The sequence below is a fragment of the Nonomuraea sp. NPDC051941 genome, assembly GCF_044593615.1.
In genome coordinates this window covers 22262-40867 of record NZ_JBIUCF010000030.1, presented here as the reverse complement: position 1 = coordinate 40867, position 18606 = coordinate 22262, and the positions used below count along the sequence as shown (strand labels likewise).

The 18606-nt window shown below is 71.7% G+C and carries 16 protein-coding genes; 6 read left to right on the top strand and 10 right to left on the bottom strand.

Annotated elements, in window-relative coordinates; all coding sequences use genetic code 11:
- Nucleotides 1–62 precede the first annotated feature (62 nt).
- The 3 genes from ACIHFD_RS39905 to ACIHFD_RS39895 form a co-directional block, all read right to left on the bottom strand.
- Nucleotides 63–1835 carry an NAD+ synthase gene (locus tag ACIHFD_RS39905; protein ID WP_397371362.1) on the bottom strand — a complete coding sequence of 591 codons (1773 nt, stop codon included), beginning with the start codon at nt 1833–1835 and terminating at the stop codon, nt 63–65.
- Nucleotides 1836–1868: 33 nt separating this feature from the next.
- The gene (locus tag ACIHFD_RS39900; RefSeq protein ID WP_397371361.1) at nt 1869–3341 is read right to left on the bottom strand and encodes a BTAD domain-containing putative transcriptional regulator; all 1473 of its coding nucleotides are present in this window, start codon (nt 3339–3341) and stop codon (nt 1869–1871) included.
- A gap of 85 nt (nt 3342–3426) precedes the next feature.
- Nucleotides 3427–4620 carry an MDR family MFS transporter gene (locus tag ACIHFD_RS39895; protein WP_397371360.1) on the bottom strand — a complete coding sequence of 398 codons (1194 nt, stop codon included), beginning with the start codon at nt 4618–4620 and terminating at the stop codon, nt 3427–3429.
- A gap of 59 nt (nt 4621–4679) precedes the next feature.
- Between ACIHFD_RS39895 and ACIHFD_RS39890 the strand changes: the two genes are divergently transcribed.
- Nucleotides 4680–5645 (top strand): DUF5937 family protein, encoded by a 966-nt coding sequence (locus ACIHFD_RS39890; RefSeq protein ID WP_397371359.1) that lies wholly within the window; start codon nt 4680–4682, stop codon nt 5643–5645.
- Here ACIHFD_RS39890 and ACIHFD_RS39885 read toward each other — a convergent pair.
- Both ACIHFD_RS39885 and ACIHFD_RS39880 read right to left on the bottom strand, forming a co-directional pair.
- The gene (locus ACIHFD_RS39885; protein ID WP_397371358.1) at nt 5636–6634 is read right to left on the bottom strand and encodes a terpene synthase family protein; all 999 of its coding nucleotides are present in this window, start codon (nt 6632–6634) and stop codon (nt 5636–5638) included. The two genes, ACIHFD_RS39890 and ACIHFD_RS39885, sit on opposite strands and share 10 nt — an antisense overlap.
- A gap of 32 nt (nt 6635–6666) precedes the next feature.
- On the bottom strand, nt 6667–7212 hold the full coding sequence (locus ACIHFD_RS39880) for an EF-hand domain-containing protein (RefSeq protein ID WP_363963327.1): 546 nt from the start codon (nt 7210–7212) through the stop codon (nt 6667–6669).
- A gap of 154 nt (nt 7213–7366) precedes the next feature.
- Between ACIHFD_RS39880 and glnA the strand changes: the two genes are divergently transcribed.
- Nucleotides 7367–8728: a type I glutamate--ammonia ligase gene (gene glnA, locus ACIHFD_RS39875; RefSeq protein ID WP_363963329.1), complete on the top strand. Its 1362-nt coding sequence runs from the start codon at nt 7367–7369 to the stop codon at nt 8726–8728.
- Here the strand turns inward: glnA and ACIHFD_RS39870 are convergent.
- Nucleotides 8725–9075 carry a YciI family protein gene (locus ACIHFD_RS39870; RefSeq protein WP_397371357.1) on the bottom strand — a complete coding sequence of 117 codons (351 nt, stop codon included), beginning with the start codon at nt 9073–9075 and terminating at the stop codon, nt 8725–8727. The two genes, glnA and ACIHFD_RS39870, sit on opposite strands and share 4 nt — an antisense overlap.
- 71 nt (nt 9076–9146) lie before the next feature.
- A complete protein-coding gene (locus ACIHFD_RS39865) occupies nt 9147–9722 on the bottom strand; it encodes an AAA family ATPase (RefSeq protein ID WP_397371356.1) in 576 nt (191 codons plus the stop codon).
- 399 nt (nt 9723–10121) lie between these two features.
- On the opposite strand from ACIHFD_RS39865, the gene ACIHFD_RS39860 reads away from it, so the two are divergent.
- The gene (locus ACIHFD_RS39860) at nt 10122–10835 is read left to right on the top strand and encodes a PaaI family thioesterase (protein ID WP_397371355.1); all 714 of its coding nucleotides are present in this window, start codon (nt 10122–10124) and stop codon (nt 10833–10835) included.
- Between the two features lie 65 nt (nt 10836–10900).
- On the opposite strand, the gene ACIHFD_RS39855 is transcribed toward ACIHFD_RS39860, so the two are convergent.
- Entirely contained in the window at nt 10901–11761 is an 861-nt protein-coding gene (locus tag ACIHFD_RS39855; protein WP_397371354.1) for an alpha/beta hydrolase, read from the bottom strand.
- An 85-nt stretch (nt 11762–11846) separates the two neighbouring features.
- Here ACIHFD_RS39855 and ACIHFD_RS39850 point away from each other — a divergent pair, with 85 nt between their 5' ends.
- Nucleotides 11847–12530: a type 1 glutamine amidotransferase gene (locus ACIHFD_RS39850; protein WP_397371353.1), complete on the top strand. Its 684-nt coding sequence runs from the start codon at nt 11847–11849 to the stop codon at nt 12528–12530.
- Here ACIHFD_RS39850 and ACIHFD_RS39845 read toward each other — a convergent pair.
- Complete coding sequence (locus tag ACIHFD_RS39845) at nt 12508–13083, bottom strand: HXXEE domain-containing protein (protein WP_397371352.1); 576 nt, start codon at nt 13081–13083, stop codon at nt 12508–12510. The two genes, ACIHFD_RS39850 and ACIHFD_RS39845, sit on opposite strands and share 23 nt — an antisense overlap.
- A gap of 42 nt (nt 13084–13125) precedes the next feature.
- Here ACIHFD_RS39845 and ACIHFD_RS39840 point away from each other — a divergent pair, with 42 nt between their 5' ends.
- Both ACIHFD_RS39840 and ACIHFD_RS39835 read left to right on the top strand, forming a co-directional pair.
- Complete coding sequence (locus ACIHFD_RS39840) at nt 13126–16071, top strand: bifunctional [glutamine synthetase] adenylyltransferase/[glutamine synthetase]-adenylyl-L-tyrosine phosphorylase (RefSeq protein WP_397371351.1); 2946 nt, start codon at nt 13126–13128, stop codon at nt 16069–16071.
- A 32-nt stretch (nt 16072–16103) separates the two neighbouring features.
- Entirely contained in the window at nt 16104–17138 is a 1035-nt protein-coding gene (locus ACIHFD_RS39835; RefSeq protein WP_397371350.1) for a hypothetical protein, read from the top strand.
- Here the strand turns inward: ACIHFD_RS39835 and ACIHFD_RS39830 are convergent.
- Nucleotides 17122–18471 (bottom strand): PLP-dependent aminotransferase family protein, encoded by a 1350-nt coding sequence (locus tag ACIHFD_RS39830; protein ID WP_397371349.1) that lies wholly within the window; start codon nt 18469–18471, stop codon nt 17122–17124. The two genes, ACIHFD_RS39835 and ACIHFD_RS39830, sit on opposite strands and share 17 nt — an antisense overlap.
- Nucleotides 18472–18606 lie beyond the last annotated feature (135 nt).

The following is an 18606-nucleotide window of genomic DNA, read 5'->3' as shown; positions in this document are numbered from 1 at the left end:
CGGCGAGGTAATGGCTATTTCTTGGGTTGATCGTCGTGTTGGGATAAGAGCCCTATCGCCGATTAATGGGCGGTTTCGCGCCATCTGTTGGTGATGGGGAGGCGGCGGTCGCGGCCGAAGTTCTTCGGGGTGATCTTGGGGCCGGGCGGATACTGGCGCCGCTTGTACTCGGCCAGGTCGACCAGCCTGATGACCCTCGTGACCAGCTCCGGATCGTGGCCGGCCGCGATGAGCTCCGTCGAGCCCATGTCCTTCTCCACGTAATCGTCCAGCAGGCGGTCGAGGATTTCGTACGGCGGAAGGGAATCCGTGTCGCGCTGGTCGGGGCGGAGCTCGGCGCTCGGCTCCTTGGTGATGGAATTTTCGGGGATGGGGGTTTTCGCGTCGAGCAGGAATTGCGGCAGCGAATTGGCGTTGCGCCACCTCGACAGTTCCCAGACCATCGTCTTCGGGACGTCCTTGATGGGGGCGAAGCCGCCGGCCGAGTCGCCGTAGAGGGTCGAGTAGCCCGTCGCCAGCTCGCTCTTGTTGCCGGTCGTCAGGACCAGGTGGCCGTGCTGGTTCGACAGGCCCATGAGGATCATGCCGCGTACCCTCGCCTGGAGGTTCTCGGCCGCCAGGCCCGAGAGCTCGATCTCCTTCTCGAAGGCGTCGACGATGTCGCCGATCGGGGCGATCCGGGAGTTGACGCCCTGCCTGCGGACGAGTTCCTCGGCGTCGGCCAGGGAGTGGTCCGAGGAGTAGCGGGACGGCATGAGAACCACGTTGACGCGCGAGGGGCCGATGGCGTCGGAGGCGATGGTGGCGGTCAGGGCCGAGTCGATGCCGCCGGACAGGCCCAGGATGACCGACTGGAAGCCGTTCTTGGCCACGTAGTCCCGCACCGCCAGGACCAGGGCCGCGTACACCTCGCCATGCAGGTCGAGGTGCTCCGCGATGGCCGCGGGAGCCGGTTCGTACGGCTCCAGGGGGTCCGAGGAGAGCACGAGGCGCTCGACGGTGATGGTGGAGCCGTCGCCCGCGTCGTACGGGAAGAAGCCCGGCTCGGCGTCCGAGACCGGCAGTTCCAGATCGACGGTCAGCAGCTCCTCCCGGAACTGGCCCGCCCGTGCCACCAGCTCGCCCGAGGCGTCCACCACGATCGAGTCGCCGTCGAAGACCAGCTCGTCCTGGCCGCCGACCTGGTTGACGTAGACGAGGGCGCAGCCCGCCTCGCGGGCCCGGCGCGCGCACAGCTCCAGGCGTACGTCGTCCTTCTCCTTCTCGTACGGCGAGGCGTTCGGCGAGATCAGCAGCCCGGCGCCCGCCTGGCCCACGACGGACACGGGGCCGCCCTCCTGCCAGAGGTCCTCGCACACCGCGATCGCCACGTCCACGCCGTGCAGCCGGAAGATCGGCAGCCGGTCGCCGCGCACGAAGTAGCGGTATTCGTCGAACACCCCGTAGTTGGGCAGGTGGTGCTTGGCCGTACGGGTCACCACCTGGCCCTTGTGGAGCACAGCGGCCGCGTCCAGCGGGGCCCCCTTCGGCTGGCCGACCCGGGGCGCCAGTCCGGCGCGGTCGACGTAGCCGACCACCACCGGCAGGTCGCCCAGGCCCTCCCGCTCCAGCCTGCGCGCCACCTCCTCCAGGGTCCGGATGCTGGCGTCCACGAAGGACGTACGCAGCACCAGGTCCTCCACGGGATAGCCGGTGAGGAACATCTCGGTGAAGACGACGAGGTGGGCTCCACGATCGGCGGCGTCGCGGGTCCACGCGATCAGCCGCTCGGCGTTGCCGTCAAGGTCGCCGACGGACGGGTTCATCTGGGCCAGGGCGATACGCAGTTGTGCCACGTCGCCAAGCCTAGTACGGCGCGATTTTTATCGTCAAAGCGACGAAAAGGAAGTCTTTTCCCCGGGTGTCACAAAACCTGACTCATACGCGGCCATAACCAGCTGTGCGCGGTCGAACAGGCCGAGATGCTCCAAGAGCGACTTGACCATGATGGCCACCTCCTCCTCGGACAAGGAGAGCGTCTGGCCGATCTGGCGGTTCGTCAGGCCGCGGGCGACGAGTTTCAGCACGTCGAGCTGGGAGTCGGCGAGCCCGGCCAGCGCCGGGGGAGAGGCCGGGTCGACGCGTCCCGCGAACCCCGCGATCAGCCGGGTCGTGATCGTCGGGTCGATGAGCGCGTCCCCGGCGGACGCGGCCCTGATCGCGGCCAGGAACTGCTCGGGAGCCGACGTTTTCAGGATGAATCCACTCACTCCTGCACGCAGTGCCGCATAAAGGTTCTCATCGCTGCCGAACGTGGTCATCATGATCACCTTCGGCGGCCGGTTTTCGGACAGGATGCGGCGGGCGGCGGCCAGACCGTCCAGATGGGGCATCTGGATGTCGAGCAGCACCACGTCGGGGCCGGTCTCGGCCACGAGCGCGATCGCCTCCTCGCCGTTGGTCGCCTCGCCGACCATCGTCACGCCTGGTTCGGCGTCAAGCATCGCCCGCACGCCCGCCCGTACGAGCGCCTGATCGTCGGCCACCACGACCCGCAGCGGCGCGATGTCGGAAACGGCGGCGGGCGCTTCCACAGGAACCTGCTCCTCGGGGGCCGGGGACTCCAGGCGCTGGGCGAGCATGTCGGCCTCCAGGCGCTGCAGCCCGGCCGACAGGTCGAGGCCCAGCTCGTCCCGCCACACCGAGCGCGCCCTGCGCAGCGCCGCCAGCGCGTCGCCCTGGCGCCCGAGCCCGTACAGGCCCGTGGCGAGCAGCCGCCAGGCCTCCTCCCGCAGCGGGTACGCCGACGCGTGCGCCTCCAGGTCGGCCACCAGCGACGTCGCCCGGCCCAGCGCCAGGCCGGCCCCGGCGCGGCGCTCGACGGCGATCAGGCGCAGCTCCTCCAGCCTGCCCGCCTCCGTGGCGGCCCAGCTCAGCTCGCCGAACTCGGCCAGCGCGGGCCCCCGCCACAGCTCCAGCGCCGTGTCCATGGCCGCCCACACCCGGCCCGGGTCGCCTTCCGACTTCACCAGGGCCTCGAACCGCCACGCGTCCACCTGCTCGGTCGCGGCCCGCAGGGCGTATCCGGGCGGTGCGGAGACCAGGACGCGGGCCTCCTCGCGGGGTGCGCGATCGGGTTCGAGGGCGCGGCGCAGGCGGGAGACGTATCCCTGGATGGTGGACAGGGCCTGTGCGGGCGGCGCGCCCGGCCAGAGCTCGTCGATGAGGGTGTTCACGGGTACGGCGCGGCCGCCGGCGACGAGCAGGCGCGCGAGCACCGCCCGCTGCCGCTGGCCGCCGAGATCGAGAGGGGCGCCGTCGGCCCAGGCCTGGAACGGTCCCAGCGCGGTGAATGTCAGCATGTCAGGCGTAACTTTAGAGGGAGACGGTTCCTGGGTATATGGCGAATTCTCCCAAGGTGCGCGTCTCCCGTGACCCGAGATGCCGTCAGCGGCGCCTGATCGCGGGTCCGAGCAGCAGCATGCCCGCGGCCGACAGCACCCCCACCCCGCCGATCGTGAACCACAGAGCCTGGGAGCCGATCTCCAGCAGCGGCCCGCCGATCAGCGGCGCCAGCACCGCCGCCAGCGACCACGAGAACCCGAACAGCCCCGAATACCGCCCCCGCAGCTCGGCCGGCGCCAGCGTGGCCACGACCGCGCCCGGGATGCCCGCCGTGATGACCTCGCCCGCCGTCCACACCACGATCGTCACCACCAGCCCGAAGGTGGTCTCGACGAACGCCGTCATCGCGAACCCGAGCGCCATCACCGACAGCCCCAGCGCGAACATGCGGGCGGGGTCCCGGCGTCCCAGCCACCCCGACACCAGGGGCTGCACGATGACGATCAGGATCCCGTTCAGGGCCATGGCCACCCCGAACTCCCCGGCCGACAGCCCCACGACCTTCGTCATCGCCACCGGCAGCATGGTGAACGTCTGCGAGTAGACCAGCGCGTTCCCCAGCGCCACCAGCGTGAACCCGATCATCACCCGGTCCCGCAGCACCACGCCGAACCCGCCCGCGGACTCCCGCGCCGCCGGCCTGGTCTCGGGGACGGCCCGCCACACCAGCACGGCGAAGACCACGCTGGACAGCGCGTCGATCCAGAACAACCAGAGGAACCCGAGGCCGGCCAGCCAGCCCCCGGCCGTCACGCCGACCGCGTACCCGAGGTTGATCCCCCAGAACAGCAGCCCGTACGCCCGGGGCCGCTCCTCGGGCGAGACCAGGTCCGCGACGAGGGCGGACGAGGCGGGCCGGTAGATGTCCATCACCAGGCCGAGCACGAGCATCGAGGCCACGACCGCCGGCAGCGAGGAGCTGTAGCCGAGCGCCAGCATGGTCGCGGCCGTGGCCAGCATCCCGCCCGACAGCGTGGCGCGGCGCCCGATCCGGTCGGTGAGCACCCCCGCGACCAGCTGCGACAGCAGCGAGCCCACCCCGAACACGCCCATCACCAGGCCCGCCGCCGCGACCGACAGGCCGCGGCTCTGCGTCAGGTAGACGCCGGTGAAGGGCAGGACCATGGTGCCCAGGCGGTTCACCACCGTGCCGCCCCAAAGGGCCCAGAACGCGCGGGGCAGCCCGCCGATCTGGGACCGGAAGAACGACTTTCGCTCAAGAGTTGTGCTCGACACGCGACAAAGCCTGATATGCCGGGTTTGTGGGGGCGAACGATTTAGTGCAGGCTAAAATCATGCCGATCGAGTGGATGCTGAAGCCGGAGGACGTGGCCCGGATCCGGTTCGCGTTCTCGCCGATGTGGGAGCTGGTCGCCAGCCTGCGCACCCTCCAGGGGCCGTCCAGGCAGTCGATCCACCTGCCCTGGCTCAAGGCCGTACGCCCCCGCCTGGCGGCGCTGGACCTGGCCGAGCTGTTCGCGCTCGTGCCCGCGACCGGCTACATGGCCGACTTCATCACGCCGCCGCCCGACACGCCGATGCCGGAGTTCGCCGCCGAGCTGGAGCGGGTCAGGAGCGCGGATCCCGGGCAGGCCCGCGAGGAGGCGGCGAAGATCGTGGGGACCGACCGGGCCGTGCTGGAGCGGTTCATGGCCGACCCCGAGGCGGGCGTGGCCAGGGTCGCCGCCACGCTGGAGGCGTACTGGGAGGCGTGCTTCGCGGAGTTCTGGCCCCGCGTGTACGGGCTGCTCGAACGGGACGTGCTGCGCCGGTCACGGCAGCTCGCCCAGGGCGGGGCGCGCGAGCTGTTCGCCGCGCTCGATCCGGCCGTGGTGTGGACGGGGGAGCGGCTGCTCATCGACCGGCCCTGGTGCGAGGCGGGCGGCCTGCACGGCGACGGGCTGGTGCTGGTGCCCAGCGCGTTCTGGGGACCGGCCGCCGTGGCGGTGATGACGGCGCCGTACCAGTCGATGCTGGTCTACCCCGTGCTCGGCGTCGGCACGCTGTGGGAGCAGGGCCCGCCGCCCGCGCCCGGCGCGCTCGCCGCGCTGATCGGCAGGAGCCGGGCGCAGATCCTGCTCGCCCTCGCCGAGCCCGCCACGACCTCGGCCCTGGCCACCCGCATGGCGCTCACGCCCGGCGCGGTCAGCCAGCACCTCGGGGTGCTCAGCGGCGGCGGGCTCACGGTGGGGATGCGGGTCGGCAAACAGGTCGTCTACCGCCGCACCCCCACCGGCGACACGCTGGCGGGTCACGCGTAGCGCTTGGACTCCAGCAGCCAGTCGAGGTGGGCGCGCGGCGCCGCCAGGTACGCGCAGGCGACCTTGCTGACGTCCCTCGCCTCCTTCGGCGCCAGATCGTCCAGCGGCAGCCGCCTGGCGGCCTTGTGCATGTCCTGGCAGCGCGCGGCGATCCGGTCGAGCACCCAGGCCGTCGCCTCCCGCTCGCCCAGCCCGAGCTGGCGCATCGCGAGCACCACGAAGTTGTGCACGTCGCCGCGCTCCTTCGGCCGGGAGGCCACGTCGTTGCACCACGCCGTGACGTCGCTGCACGCGCTCACCAGCTGCTGCCACGGCTCGCACTCGTGCACCCACACGGGCACCTCGACCCGCAGGCACGGCTCGACCAGGTCATAGAGGTACGGCCCCACGGTGCCCCTGCGCAGCGCCGGATATTCCTCCAGCGTCGGCATCCGGCCCGCCGCCCGGTTGTCGGCCTCGGTACGGCACGCGTCGTGCTGGCGCCGCAACCCGACCGCGAACCTGGCCCGCCACCGGTCGCTCATCCGCGCGCTCGTCACCCGCCACAGGTCCGCGAACGCCGCCTCCAGCGGATGCCGGGCCGCGCCCCTGAGCATGCCGTCGAAGATGTCCAGCGGGCAGGAGCCCTCGTCCAGCTCGTCGTCCAGGTGGAACAGCCACGTCAGCCACTGCGCGAACAGCGCCGCCGCGGCCGCGTCGAACTCGGCGAACGCCCGGCCCGCCATCCGGTGGTAGCCCACGCCCGGGGCGGCCCGCAGCCCGGTTCTCCTGGCCCAGTCGATGACCGCGGCCTCGATCGCGTACACGGCCGGGTGCATCCGGCACGGGGCCGCCATCGCGGGCACCCGCTCGGTGAGCGGCAGCAGCGCCATCGCGGCCGAGCCGCCCCTGCGCGGCAGCGGCAGCACCGAGGTCAGGGCCGAACGCAGCGCGGTACGCACCGTCGCGAACACGGTGGTGCTCGCGGTGGTGTCAGCAGTGCTCTTCACAGCGGTCTTCTCGCCGGTCCTCACGCCCGCCCTCACAGCGGGCCGAAGAGCCAGTTGCCCGCGGCATTGGGGTCGGCGCCGCGGTAGTAGTCGGAGGCGGCCTGGACCAGCTCGTCCACGGTGAGCGTGCCCCTGCCCTCGCGGTCGAGGCGGTCGAAGGCCGCGTCGACGTCGTCGTACGCCACGCCGAACGCGCTCAGCATCGTGCGGAAGTCGCCCGGGCCGATCTCCCCGTCACCGTCGCCGTCGCACAGTTCGGCGACCGCCACCGTCGCGGGCCTGAACACCGCGTCGTACTGGTCGCCCGTGACGAACGCCGCCACCATTCCGGCCCGGAAGTCCGGGCGCGCGATCCCGAAGTCGATGTCGCGCTCGAGCGCCTTCGACAGCGCCGACCAGATCTCGTCGAAGCCGTCGACGAGGCTGGCCCCGGTGACCGAGGTGGGGGACTCCCCGAAGCCCACCAGGATGCGGGCGCCCAGACCCAGCAGGTCCTCCCGCTCGACGACGCCGTTGCCACTCGCGTCTATGTGGTCGAATGCCCGATCTAGCTTGTGATTGAGCAGGTCGATAGCCACCAATGCCTCCCCCGAGACTGACTGCGTGATCACAGTAAGCTCGGGGCGGGGCCTTTGTCAGCGAGGCTCGCACCGGCACCCCCCGTAACGTGTGCGAAACACGGGCACGGCATGCTGGTAGCTGTACCGGTACTGACAGATATGAGGGGACGCTGTGGACCGCCAGCAGGAGTTCGTGCTCCGCACGCTTGAGGAACGCGACATCCGGTTCATCCGGCTGTGGTTCACTGACGTGCTCGGTTTCCTCAAGTCAGTGGCCATCGCCCCGGCCGAGCTCGAAGGCGCGTTCGCCGAGGGCATAGGTTTCGACGGCTCGGCCATCGAGGGTTTCGCGCGTGTCTACGAGTCCGACATGCTCGCCAAGCCCGACCCGGCCACGTTCCAGATCCTGCCCTGGCGCAGCGAGACGCCGGGCGCGGGCCGCATCTTCTGCGACATCCTGATGCCGGACGGCTCGCCGTCGCACGCCGACCCGCGCTGGGTGCTCAAGCGCACGCTGGCCAAGTGCGCCGACATGGGCTTCACCTTCTACACCCACCCGGAGATCGAGTTCTTCCTGCTGAAGAACCGCCCGGAGGCCGGCGAGCGGCCCGAGCCGATCGACTCCGGCGGCTACTTCGACCACACGCCGCACAGCGCGGGCCACGACTTCAGGCGCCAGGCGGTGCTGATGCTGGAGTCGATGGGCATCTCGGTGGAGTTCAGCCACCACGAGGGCGCCCCCGGCCAGCAGGAGATCGACCTGCGCTACGCCGACGCGCTGACCACGGCCGACAACATCATGACCTTCCGCCTGGTCATGAAGGAGGTCGCCCTGGAGCAGGGCATCTGGGCCTCCTTCATGCCCAAGCCGTTCACCGAGCACCCCGGCTCCGGCATGCACACCCACATGTCGCTGTTCGAGGGCGACCGCAACGCCTTCTACGAGGCCGGGTCCGAATACCGGCTGTCCAAGATCGGCCGCTCGTTCATCGCCGGGCTGCTCAAGCACGCCGCCGAGATCACCGCCATCACCAACCAGTGGGTCAACTCCTACAAGCGGCTCTGGGGCGGCGCCGAGGCCATCGCGGGTCAGGGCGGCGAGGCCCCCTCCTACGTGTGCTGGGGCCACAACAACCGCTCCGCCCTGGTCCGGGTGCCGATGTACAAGCCGCACAAGGGCGGCTCGACGCGCATCGAGTTCAGGTCGCTCGACTCGGCGTGCAACCCGTACCTCGCCTTCGCGCTGATCCTGGCCGCGGGCCTGAAGGGCATCGAGGAGAGCTACGAGCTGCCCGCCGCCGCCGAGGACAACGTGTGGACGCTGACCAGCGCCGAGCGGCGGGCCCTCGGCATCCAGCCGCTGCCCGGCTCCCTCAACGACGCGATCGCGGTGATGGAGCAGAGCGAGCTGGTGGCCGAGACGCTCGGGGAGCACGTCTTCGACTTCTTCCTGCGCAACAAGCGCGCGGAGTGGCGCGAATACCGGCGGCACGTCACCGAGTTCGAGCTCGGCCGCTACCTGCCGGTGCTCTAGACGGCTCCCTGAAACTCGCGGACCTCTATGGGCAGCAGGGCCACGGCCCCCGCCAGTTTGCGGGCCCATTCCAGGGCCGCGTCCATGTCGGGCGCCTTGATGATCGTGAAACCGCCGATGTGCTCCTTGCCCTCCACGTAAGGGCCGTCGGTGGTGAGCGGCTCGCCGTCGCTCATCCGCACCACGCGGGCGCTGGAGGGTGACTGGAGCGCGCCCGAGAAGACCCAGACGCCCGCGTCCCGCATCTCCTGCTCGACGGCGCCGATGTCGCGCATGATCGGGTCCAGGACCTCGGGCGGGGGCGGGGGCCCGTCGGGCTGCTGCATGCTGAGCACGTACTGCTTCATGTGACTTTTCCTTTCCGTCGCCTCTCACACGAACGCGGTGCGGCCGTATCGACATCCGGCGCGCGGAAATCTCATCGCGTGCGTGTCGGCGTCCGGTCGAACACGATCTCCTGGAGCAGCCCGGCCTGGACCCGGTCGACGATGAACGCGCCGGTGGCGGGCCCGGGGTCGCCGGACTTCACCCTGGCCGACAGGCTCTCCCACCTGCGCCGATGGCGCGCGAACGTCCTGGGCGCGACCACCCGGCCCCTGGCCAGCTGCCCCGCCAGCGCCTCCTCCGGCGGCGCGTCGAGCAGGAGCAGGTGGAAGCTCGCCCGGTGCCTGCGGGCCAGCCAGGCGAAACCCCGCAGCACGTACGGCGCGCAGCCCCGGTTGTGGGCGATGATCGAGTGCCCCAGGACCAGGGCGCGGCGGATGCGGCTCAGGTGGGTGACGAAGACCACAACGCGGCGTAACGGGCCAGGGGCCCAGCCGAGCCGCTCGTGCCAGTGCCGCTTGGACTGGTAGGTGTCGATCACCACGACCGTGCCGACGGTGACGGGCAGGCTCTCCGCGCCGTGCAGTCCGTACAGGCGCCGCAGCAGCGTGGTCTTCCCCGCGCCCGGCAACCCCGTCAAGATGACCAGCGACCCCGGCGGAAACCGCAACCTCGCCGCCTGCACAGACCCACCCCCGCTTCTGTCGTGTTGCTTACAGCTTCTCCGAGGTTGGCCCCGGACGCGCACTTGGGATCGGGCGGTTTTGTCACGGGCCAAGGGAAACCCGGGATAGGGTAAAGGGAACGCCTTGATCGGCCTCACATCGGGGAAGCCCGGAGTGGGGCCGATTTTCGTTGCTTCTAACCTCCGGGTCACATCCCGGCGATGTGTGGCGCATAGCGTGTCGGTGGGCGGGAAGTTTCGGGCCCCTTCGAGGCGTTATGTGGTGGTGTCGATCAGCCTCAGGACCCCCGAGATCTGGTGAAACCGGGCGTCCAGTAAAATCGGCCTGCTTCTATTGACATTTCTGGACTTGTCGCCGTATGTGGCGATATTGGAGGGTGTGGCATGACGACGTCTGCCCTGCAGACAGTGCTGACGGTTCCGGAGCGCTTCCGGGGCCCGGCGGGAGTCGCCAACGGCGGCTGGATCGCGGGCACCATGGCGGAGGCGCTGAACGGGGGCCGATCAGCGGTCGAGGTCACGTTGCATGCGCCGACCCCTTTGCGAACCGAGTTGCGCCTGGAGCACGTCGCCAACTCCGTCTCCCTCTACGACGGCGACAAGCTGCTGGTCGAGGCCATCCCCGTGGCCGAGGACCTGGAGGGCCCGGGGTTCGTGCCGTTCAACGACGCGGCCCGCGCCGAGGCGGGGTTCGTGGGCCTGAAGGCGCACCCGTTCGCCGAGTGCTTCGCCTGCGGGCTGCGCGAGCCCGGTGACGGCCTGCGCATCTTCCCCGGCCCGGTGGAGGGCACGGACCTGGTGGCGGCCGGCTGGCGGGTGCCGTTCACGGTGACGGGCGAGGACGGCGTGCCCGCCTCGATCGTGGGCGCCGTGCTCGACTGCATCACCGGCTGGGCCCACTTCGGCCCGGGCGAGAGCGCGCTGCTCGGCCGCCTGGCCGTGCAGATCCACCGCCCGGTCCAGCCCGGCGGCCGCTACTCCGTCGTGGCCCGCCCGACCGGCCGCGACGGTCGCAAGATGTACGGCCAGAGCGCCATCTACGAGGCGGACGGCACGCTGGTCGCCGCCGCCCGCGCCACCTGGATCGCTCCACGCTGACCTGCGGTCCCGGCGATCTCGGAGAACGGCCCCTGAGCACGGCTCGGGGGCCGTTCCGCGTTTTGTCAGGCGGAGCCGGTGAGGTGGGTGACGACGGACGAGACGCAGCGGTCGTCGAACAGGATCGTGTAGTGGTTGCAGTCCGGGATCACCTCGTCCCGCAGCCCAGGGAGGCGGGCGGACCAGGGGCGGACCAGGTCGTCGGGCAGCATGCCGACGTCCTGGTTGAGCAGGCCGCGCGGCGCCCTGAGGAGGGAGAGCGGTGACGTGATGGCGGTCAGGGCGGCGGCGATGGCCTCCGACTCCAGGCGCAGCCAGCGTCCGTCCTGCAGCACCGCCTCCGGGGCCACCCGCGACCTGAGCGCCCCGTCCGGGCCCGTCAGGTCATAGCGGACGTACGCCTCCACGTCGGCGTTCCAGTGGCCGGCGAAGGCCGGATGCGCCTTGAAGAAGTCGACGTAGGCGTCCGCGGTGGGGAACGTCTGGCGCAGCCGGGCGAGCGCCGGCCCGAGCGTGGCCTCCATCGCCTCGTCGGCGTCCACCCCCTCGGGCAGCGGGGGGAAGGGCAGGCCGCCGTCCACCAGCACGACCCGCGCGAAGTCCCGCTCCGCGGCGGCCAGGGCGGCCACGTACGCGCCCATCGAGTGCCCCGTCAGCACCGCGTCCGGGCCCGCCCCCACGTGGTCGGCGACGCGCAGGACGTCCTCGGCGTGCCTCGGCAGCCCGTACGGCCCGGGCAGCGAGGCGCTGTGCCCGCGACCGCGCAGGTCCATGGCGACCATCGACCACTCCTCGGGCAGCCGCCGCGCCACCGCGCCCCAGGCCATCAGGGAGGCCGTGATCCCGTGGACCGCGATGATCGTGCACGGTCCCGTGCCGAACCTGGCGATCCGCAGACCGCCGACATCGTCCAACTCGAAGCTCATGGTCGGAGCTTAGGCATCCGGGTGATCGGGCGGGCAGGGGGGGCGGTGTGGGGAATTGTAGTGATATTCCGGATAATGCCCTGATATGCGTATAACCGTTGTTCAGCACGAGGACGAGGCCGGGCTCGGATACCTCGGTGACTGGCTGGGGCTGCCCTGTGACGTCGTCCGGCCGTACCTCGGCGAGGAGATCCCCGCGCGCCCGGTGGACGGGCTGATCGTGCTCGGCGGCGCGGCGGCCGCCTGGGAGGACGAGCGGAGCCCCTGGCAGCCCGCCACCCGCGACCTGCTGCGCCGGGCCGTGGAGGAGGGCACGCCCACGCTGGCCATCTGCCTGGGGGCGCAGTTATTGACCATGGCCTGCGGCGGCACCGTCGAGCGGGGGACGAACGGGCTCGAAGTGGGCGCCTGCGAGGTGGTCGCGCTGCCCGCGGCCGCCGATGACCGGCTGCTGGCCGGGGTCGGGACGGCGGTGGCCGTCCAGTACCACCAGGACGCGATGACGCGCCTGCCCGACGGCGCGGTGCCGCTGATGACCGGGGCGCAGTACCCGAACCAGGCCTACCGGCTCGGGGAGGCCGCGTGGGCGATCCAGTTCCACCCCGAGGCCACGCCGGAGATCTTCACGTCCTGGACCGACGGGTCGGGGCTGGACGCGGCCGAGGAGCTCAACACCGCGGTCAAGACCGCCGAGAGCGAGCTCGTGGCCACCTGGCGGCCGGTGGCGGAGGCGTTCGCGGAGGTAGTCAGGACAGGCGGCCGCGCCTGAACCACCGCGTCCGCCCGGCCCCGGCCGTGTCCGAGCAAACGGCCCTATCCGAGCGGGGCCGGGTCAGGGCGTGGGCCGCGGCGTGCACGCCGGCCAGCACGACCGGGAGCGCGGCCAGGCCCGCCCAGCCCGACGCCCCCGTTCGCACGGGTACACCTTCGGCCCGCAGCCGCCGCCAGGCCCACACCGAGAACGGGATGACCACCACGGGCGCGGTCACCGTCCCCGGCGTGTACCCCCGCGTCACCGCGGCCTGCGCCAGGTGCATCACCCCGTGCGCCCCGAACCCCAGCAGCGCCGCCTGGAACACCGGGCTCCGCCCGCCCGTACGCGCCCCCAGCGCCGAGGCCCCCGCCATCACCCCGCCCATGAGGCCGATGGCCACGTTCACGTGCCGCTGCGAGACCTCCAGCCGCTCCCACGGCACCCACGGCAGCCGCTCCTCCAGCCGGGGCCGGGCCGAACGCGTCCAGCCCGCCATGGTCGCCAGCTCCTCCACGTCGTGCACCGCCCACGCGGCCAGCAGGCCCCACGTGACGGCAGGCGGAACCATCGCCGATCGCCTCCCTAGAATGCAACGCAACGTTGCGTTTCTATGCTACGGCCGAAGTCCTGTCAAGATGGAGGGGTGCCCAGGATCGAATCCACCGCCGCGCGGCTGGCCAGGCTCGGCTTCGCCGACGGCGCCAGGGCCGCCCAGCTCATCCGGCAGGCCGGAGCCGAAGTGGACGATCTCCTGGAGTTCCTGGTGGACGTGGCCGACCCCGACGAGGCGCTGGTCTCGCTGACCCGCCTGGCCGAGCGCGATCCCGCCGTGCTCGACGTCCTGCGCCGCGACGAGGGGCTGCGTACGAGGCTGCTGGCCGTCCTGGGCGTCAGCGCCGCACTCGGCGACCATCTGGTGCGCCACCCCGGCCAGGTGGCGCTCCTGGCCGCGCCGTTGCCGGGCGACGCGCGGGCCGAGCTGCTCAAGGCGGTCGGCGCGCAGCCGGGGGAGGCCGCCACCGCGGAGCGCCCGCTGGAGGCGCTGCGCGTGGCCTACCGGGGCCGGCTGCTGCATCTGGCCGCCCGCGACCTCACGGGAGAGGCCACGCTGGCCGAGGTCATGGCGGAGCTGTCCGACCTCGCGGGCGCCGCGCTGGAGGCCGCGCTGGCCATCGCCCGGGCCGAGGTCGACGACGGCGAGGTACGCCTGGCGGTCATCGGCATGGGCAAATGCGGCGCCAGGGAGCTCAACTACATCAGCGACGTCGACGTGATCTTCGTGGCGGAGCCGCGCGAGGGCGCCGACGAGACCAAGGCGCTGCGCACCGCGACCCGGCTGGCCCAGGCCATGATGCAGGCCTGCTCCGCCACCACGTCCGAGGGCTCCCTGTGGGAGGTGGACGCGGGCCTGCGGCCGGAGGGCAGGTCGGGCCCGCTGGTGCGCACGCTCGGCAGCCACCTGGCCTACTACCGGCGCTGGGCCAAGACGTGGGAGTTCCAGGCGCTGCTCAAGGCCCGGCCGGTCGCGGGCGACATGGAGCTCGGCTCGGCCTACGTCGAGGCGGTCAACGACCTCGTGTGGACGGCGGCCACGCGTGAGCACTTCGTCGAGGACGTGCAGGCCATGCGCCGCCGGGTCGAGGCCCACGTGCGGGCCGAGGGCGACCGCCAGCTCAAGCTGGGGCCGGGCGGGCTGCGCGACATCGAGTTCGCGGTGCAGCTGCTCCAGCTCGTCCACGGCAGGCTCGACCCGCTGCTGCGCCGCAGGGCCACGCTGCCCGCCCTGGCGGCACTGTCCCGGGGCGGCTACGTCGGCCGCGACGACTCGCGCGGGCTGGCGGAGGCGTACTCGTACCTGCGCCAGATCGAGCACCTCCTGCAGCTCCACCGGCTGCGGCGCACCCACATCGTGCCCACGGACGAGTCAGACCTGCGCAGGCTGGGCCGCGCGCTCGGCATGCAGACCGACCCGGTGGGGGAGTTCACGGCGCGGTGGCGGCGGCACGCCATGGAGGCGCGGCGGCTGCACGAGAAGCTGTTCTACCGGCCGCTGCTCCAGGCGGTGTCGCGGCTGCAGGAGTCGGAGGCGCGGCTGTCGACCACGGCGGCCAAGGCCAGGCTCGAAGCGCTCGGCTACGTCGATCCCACAGGCGCGCTGCACCACCTCGCCGCCCTCAGCGCGGGCGTGTCCAGGCGGGCGGCCATCCAGCGCACGCTGCTGCCCGTCATGCTGGGGTGGTTCGCCGACACGCCCGACCCGGACGCGGCGCTGCTCGGGTTCCGGCAGGTCAGCGACAAGCTGGGCAGCACCCCCTGGTATCTGCGGCTGCTGCGCGACGAGACCGCGGTGGCCTCCAGGATGTCGCGCGTGCTCGGCACCAGCCGCTACGCGACCGGCCTGATCATGAACGCGCCCGAGGCGGTCGCGATGCTGGGCTCGGACGACGAGCTCGCCGTGCGCTCCCGGGAGTCGCTGGCCGGCGAGGCCTCGGCGGCGGTCTCCAGGCACCAGGGCGACCCCGAGCCGGCCGTCGCGGCCGTGCGGGCGCTGCGGAGAAAAGAGCTGTTCCGGACGGCCGTGGCCGACATCTTCGGGCTCATCGACATCGAGACGGTCGGCGGCGCCCTGTCGTCCCTGACCGACGTGACCCTCCAGGCCACCCTCGACGTCGCCCTCGCCAAGGTCCCCCGCGTCACGAGGTTCGCCATTATCGCGATGGGCCGGCTCGGCGGCATGGAGAGCTCCTACGCGAGCGACGCCGACGTCATGTTCGTGCACTCGCCGCTGCCGGGCGTGGCGGAGCGCGAGGCCACCGACGCCGCCTTCGCCGTGGCCAACGAGGTGCGCCGGCTGCTCTCGCTGCCCGCCCCCGACCCGCCCCTGATCATCGACCCCGACCTGCGTCCCGAGGGGCGCCAGGGCCCGCTGGTGCGGACGATGGCCTCCTACCGCGCCTATTACGCGCGCTGGTCGTCGCCGTGGGAGTCGCAGGCGCTGCTGCGGGCCAGGTTCTCGGCGGGCGACGCGGAGCTGGGGCGGGAGTTCACCTCGATGGTCGACGAGCTGCGCTACCCGAAGGGCGGCCTGCACGACGACGCGGTCAGGGAGATCAGGCGGCTCAAGGCCCGCATGGAGGCCGAGCGCCTGCCGCGCGGCGCCGATCCCGGCCTGCACACCAAGCTGGGCCCCGGCGGGCTGTCCGACGTGGAGTGGGTGGCCCAGCTCCTGCAACTGCGGTACGCGGGCACGCTGGGGTCCCTGCGCACCACCCGCACGCTCGACGCCCTGCGCGCGGCCGTGGCCGAGGGCTTGATCGCCCCGGCCGACGAGGCCGTGCTGGTCGAGGCGTGGCGCTTCGCCTCCCGCATCCGCGACGCGATCATGCTGGTCAAGGGCCGCCCGGGCGACAGCGTCCCGCGCGACTCGGGCGAGCGGAAGCTGATCGCCCAGACGCTCGGCTACCCGCCGGACGGCTCGGAGGACTTCCTCGACGACTACCGCCGCGTGACCCGCCGCGCACGACAAGTGATGGACAGAGTTTTCTACGGGGCTTGATCGGCGGCGCGTACGGGTGTATCAAAGCCCGCGTGTTATCCGTTTACGTGGATTTGGCCCTGGGCCTGGTGGTGTCGTTCCTGCTGCTGTCGCTGCTGGTGAGCGGGCTCAACGAGGCGTTCGTGCGGGTGCTCGCCATCCGCAGCAAGTTCCTGTGGGCCTACCTCAGGGACACCATGGACGGTTCCGACGCGCAGGGCAGGTCGTGGCTGCCCGCCAAGGTGCGTGACGTCTTCGCGGCGCTGCCCTTCATACGCGACCCCCGGCCCAAGCACAGCGACCAGCCCTCGCCTCCCGAGCCGGGGGCGCTGCCGGCGCAGGAGACCAAGGCCGAGGACGCCATGGTCAACCTGCTCTACCAGCGGGTCCAGGGGATCGACCATCCGAAGAAGGGCCGTACCAGCATCTCCAACATCCCTCCCGCGCGCTTCGCGGTGGCCCTGATGGAGCTGGCCGCGGGGGATCCGGACGGGGTCGAGGGGTTCCTGGAGAAGCTCAAGGCCATGCGCAGCCCGCTCTACGGCCACCTCAAGGGCGTGTGGGAGACCGCGCAGCGCGACCTCGACCGGTTCCGGCAGGGGGTGGAGAGCTGGTTCGACGGCGAGATGCAGCGGCTGTCCATGCTCTACAAGCGCTACGTCAAGTGGGTCGTGGCCGTGCTCGGCGTGGTCGTGACGCTGGTGTTCACGATGGACGGGCTGGAGTACGCCAAGACGCTGCTGCGCGACAACGCCTTCCGCGCCTCGGTGACGGCCGTGGCGGGGTCGGGGACGGACGCGTACAACGAGCTCAAGGCGCGCTGTACGGGCGGCGACCCGGTGCCGTGCGTCACCGAGACGCTGAGCCAGCCCGCGCTGGTCAAGATGCTCGACCATGCGCTGGTCAGCGTGTCGATCCCGGCGGAGGGCGACCCGTCCGTGCACTGGAACGGCGGCCTGTGGTGGCAGCGGATCACCACGCCCAGCCACTGGCCCGGCTTCCTGCTGACGTACGTGGCGCTGCTGTTCGGGGCGTCGTTCTGGTGGGACGTGCTGCGCCGCCTGACCGGGATCAAGAGCCGCCGCTGAGCCCGCCCCTGGCCGCCAGGGTGATCACGTCGGCCAGGGCCGCCAGCTCACCGGGGTCGTCGGTGAGCCGGGCCGTGGCCAGGCGCAGGTGGTGCGTGGTCGCGGGGCCGATCACGTACCGGCTGCCGGCCGCCACGGAGATGCCGTGCGCGGCCAGCGTGACCAGCGCCGCCGACTCCTCGCGCACCGGCACCCACAGGACCAGCCCGTCGCCGCCGCCGGTGGGCACGCCGCGCTCCGCCAGCTCCGACTTCAGCCGCGCCCGCCGCCCGGCGTAGACCGTGCGGGCGTGCGCCACGCGCTCGCGCACCTCATCGTCCCCGAGCAGGTGGGCCAGCGTGTCCTGCAGGATCCTGCTGGTCCAGCCGATGCCGAAGCTCCGCAGCACGCGCACCCGCTCGACCGCGTCCGCCGCCCCGCCGATGATCGCGATGCGCAGGTCGGGGCCGTGCGACTTGGAGTACGAGCGCACCAGCACCGTGCGGTCGGGAAAGCGCGTCCCCATGCTCACCATCGGCGAGACCGACAGCTCGCCGATCCCGTCGTCCTCCACGATGAGCGTCGAGGTCGGCTCCAGCAGGGCGGCCAGCTCCTCCGAGCGCTCGGCGGTCACGGCGTGGCCGCAGGGCGACTGGCCGCGCGGCTGGTACACGAACGCCACCGGCCTGGCCCGCAGCGCCTTGGCCAGTGACTCCGGGATGGGCCCCTGCTCGTCGCAGGCCACCGGGACGATCTGGACGCCGATCGTCTCCAGGATGTCCAGCAGCCGGGCGGCGGTCGGCTCCTCGATCGCGATCCGGTCGCCGGGCAGCGCGGTCGTCTGGCAGAGCAGCTGCACCCCTTCGTATCCGCCGCCGACCGCGAGCCAGCCCTGCGCCGGGAACGGCCAGTCCGGCTCCACGGCGGCACGCAACCGCGGCGTGATCGTCTCGCGGGCGTAGTCGTTGAGCCCCTCCGCGCCGGCCGCGGCGATCAGCGCGGCCTCCAGCGGCGGCAGCAGCGCCGGGTCCGGGGAGGCGATGGCCAGGTCGATCGCCAGCCGGTCGCCCCAGTGGCCGATGCGCTCGTAACGGATGGGACGGGGCACGTCGGGCGGCCCGAGCACCACCGTGCCGCGGCGGCGATCGGTGTGGATCATCCCGTGCCGCCGCAGCTCCGACCAGGCCTCCGCGACGGTCCCCGAGCTCACGCCCAGCTCCCTGGCCAGGCTGCGCACGGTCGGCAGGCGCGTCTGCGCGGTGACCGTGCCCTGCCTGATCAGGTCGGTCAGGGCGGCGGCTATCCCGCGTGCGGTCGGCTCGCCGATGCGCTGCGCCAGCCAGGCGGATTCCACATGACCTCCTGTAAATCTTTGTTCAGCAACAAAGATCGTCTTGTGTGGGGCGTTGCCTGAACATAAGGTTTCCAGCAATTCAAAGCAAGGGAACTTTGGGGTGTTTGTGCATATTCGGTTGGGTCTGCGGGATTG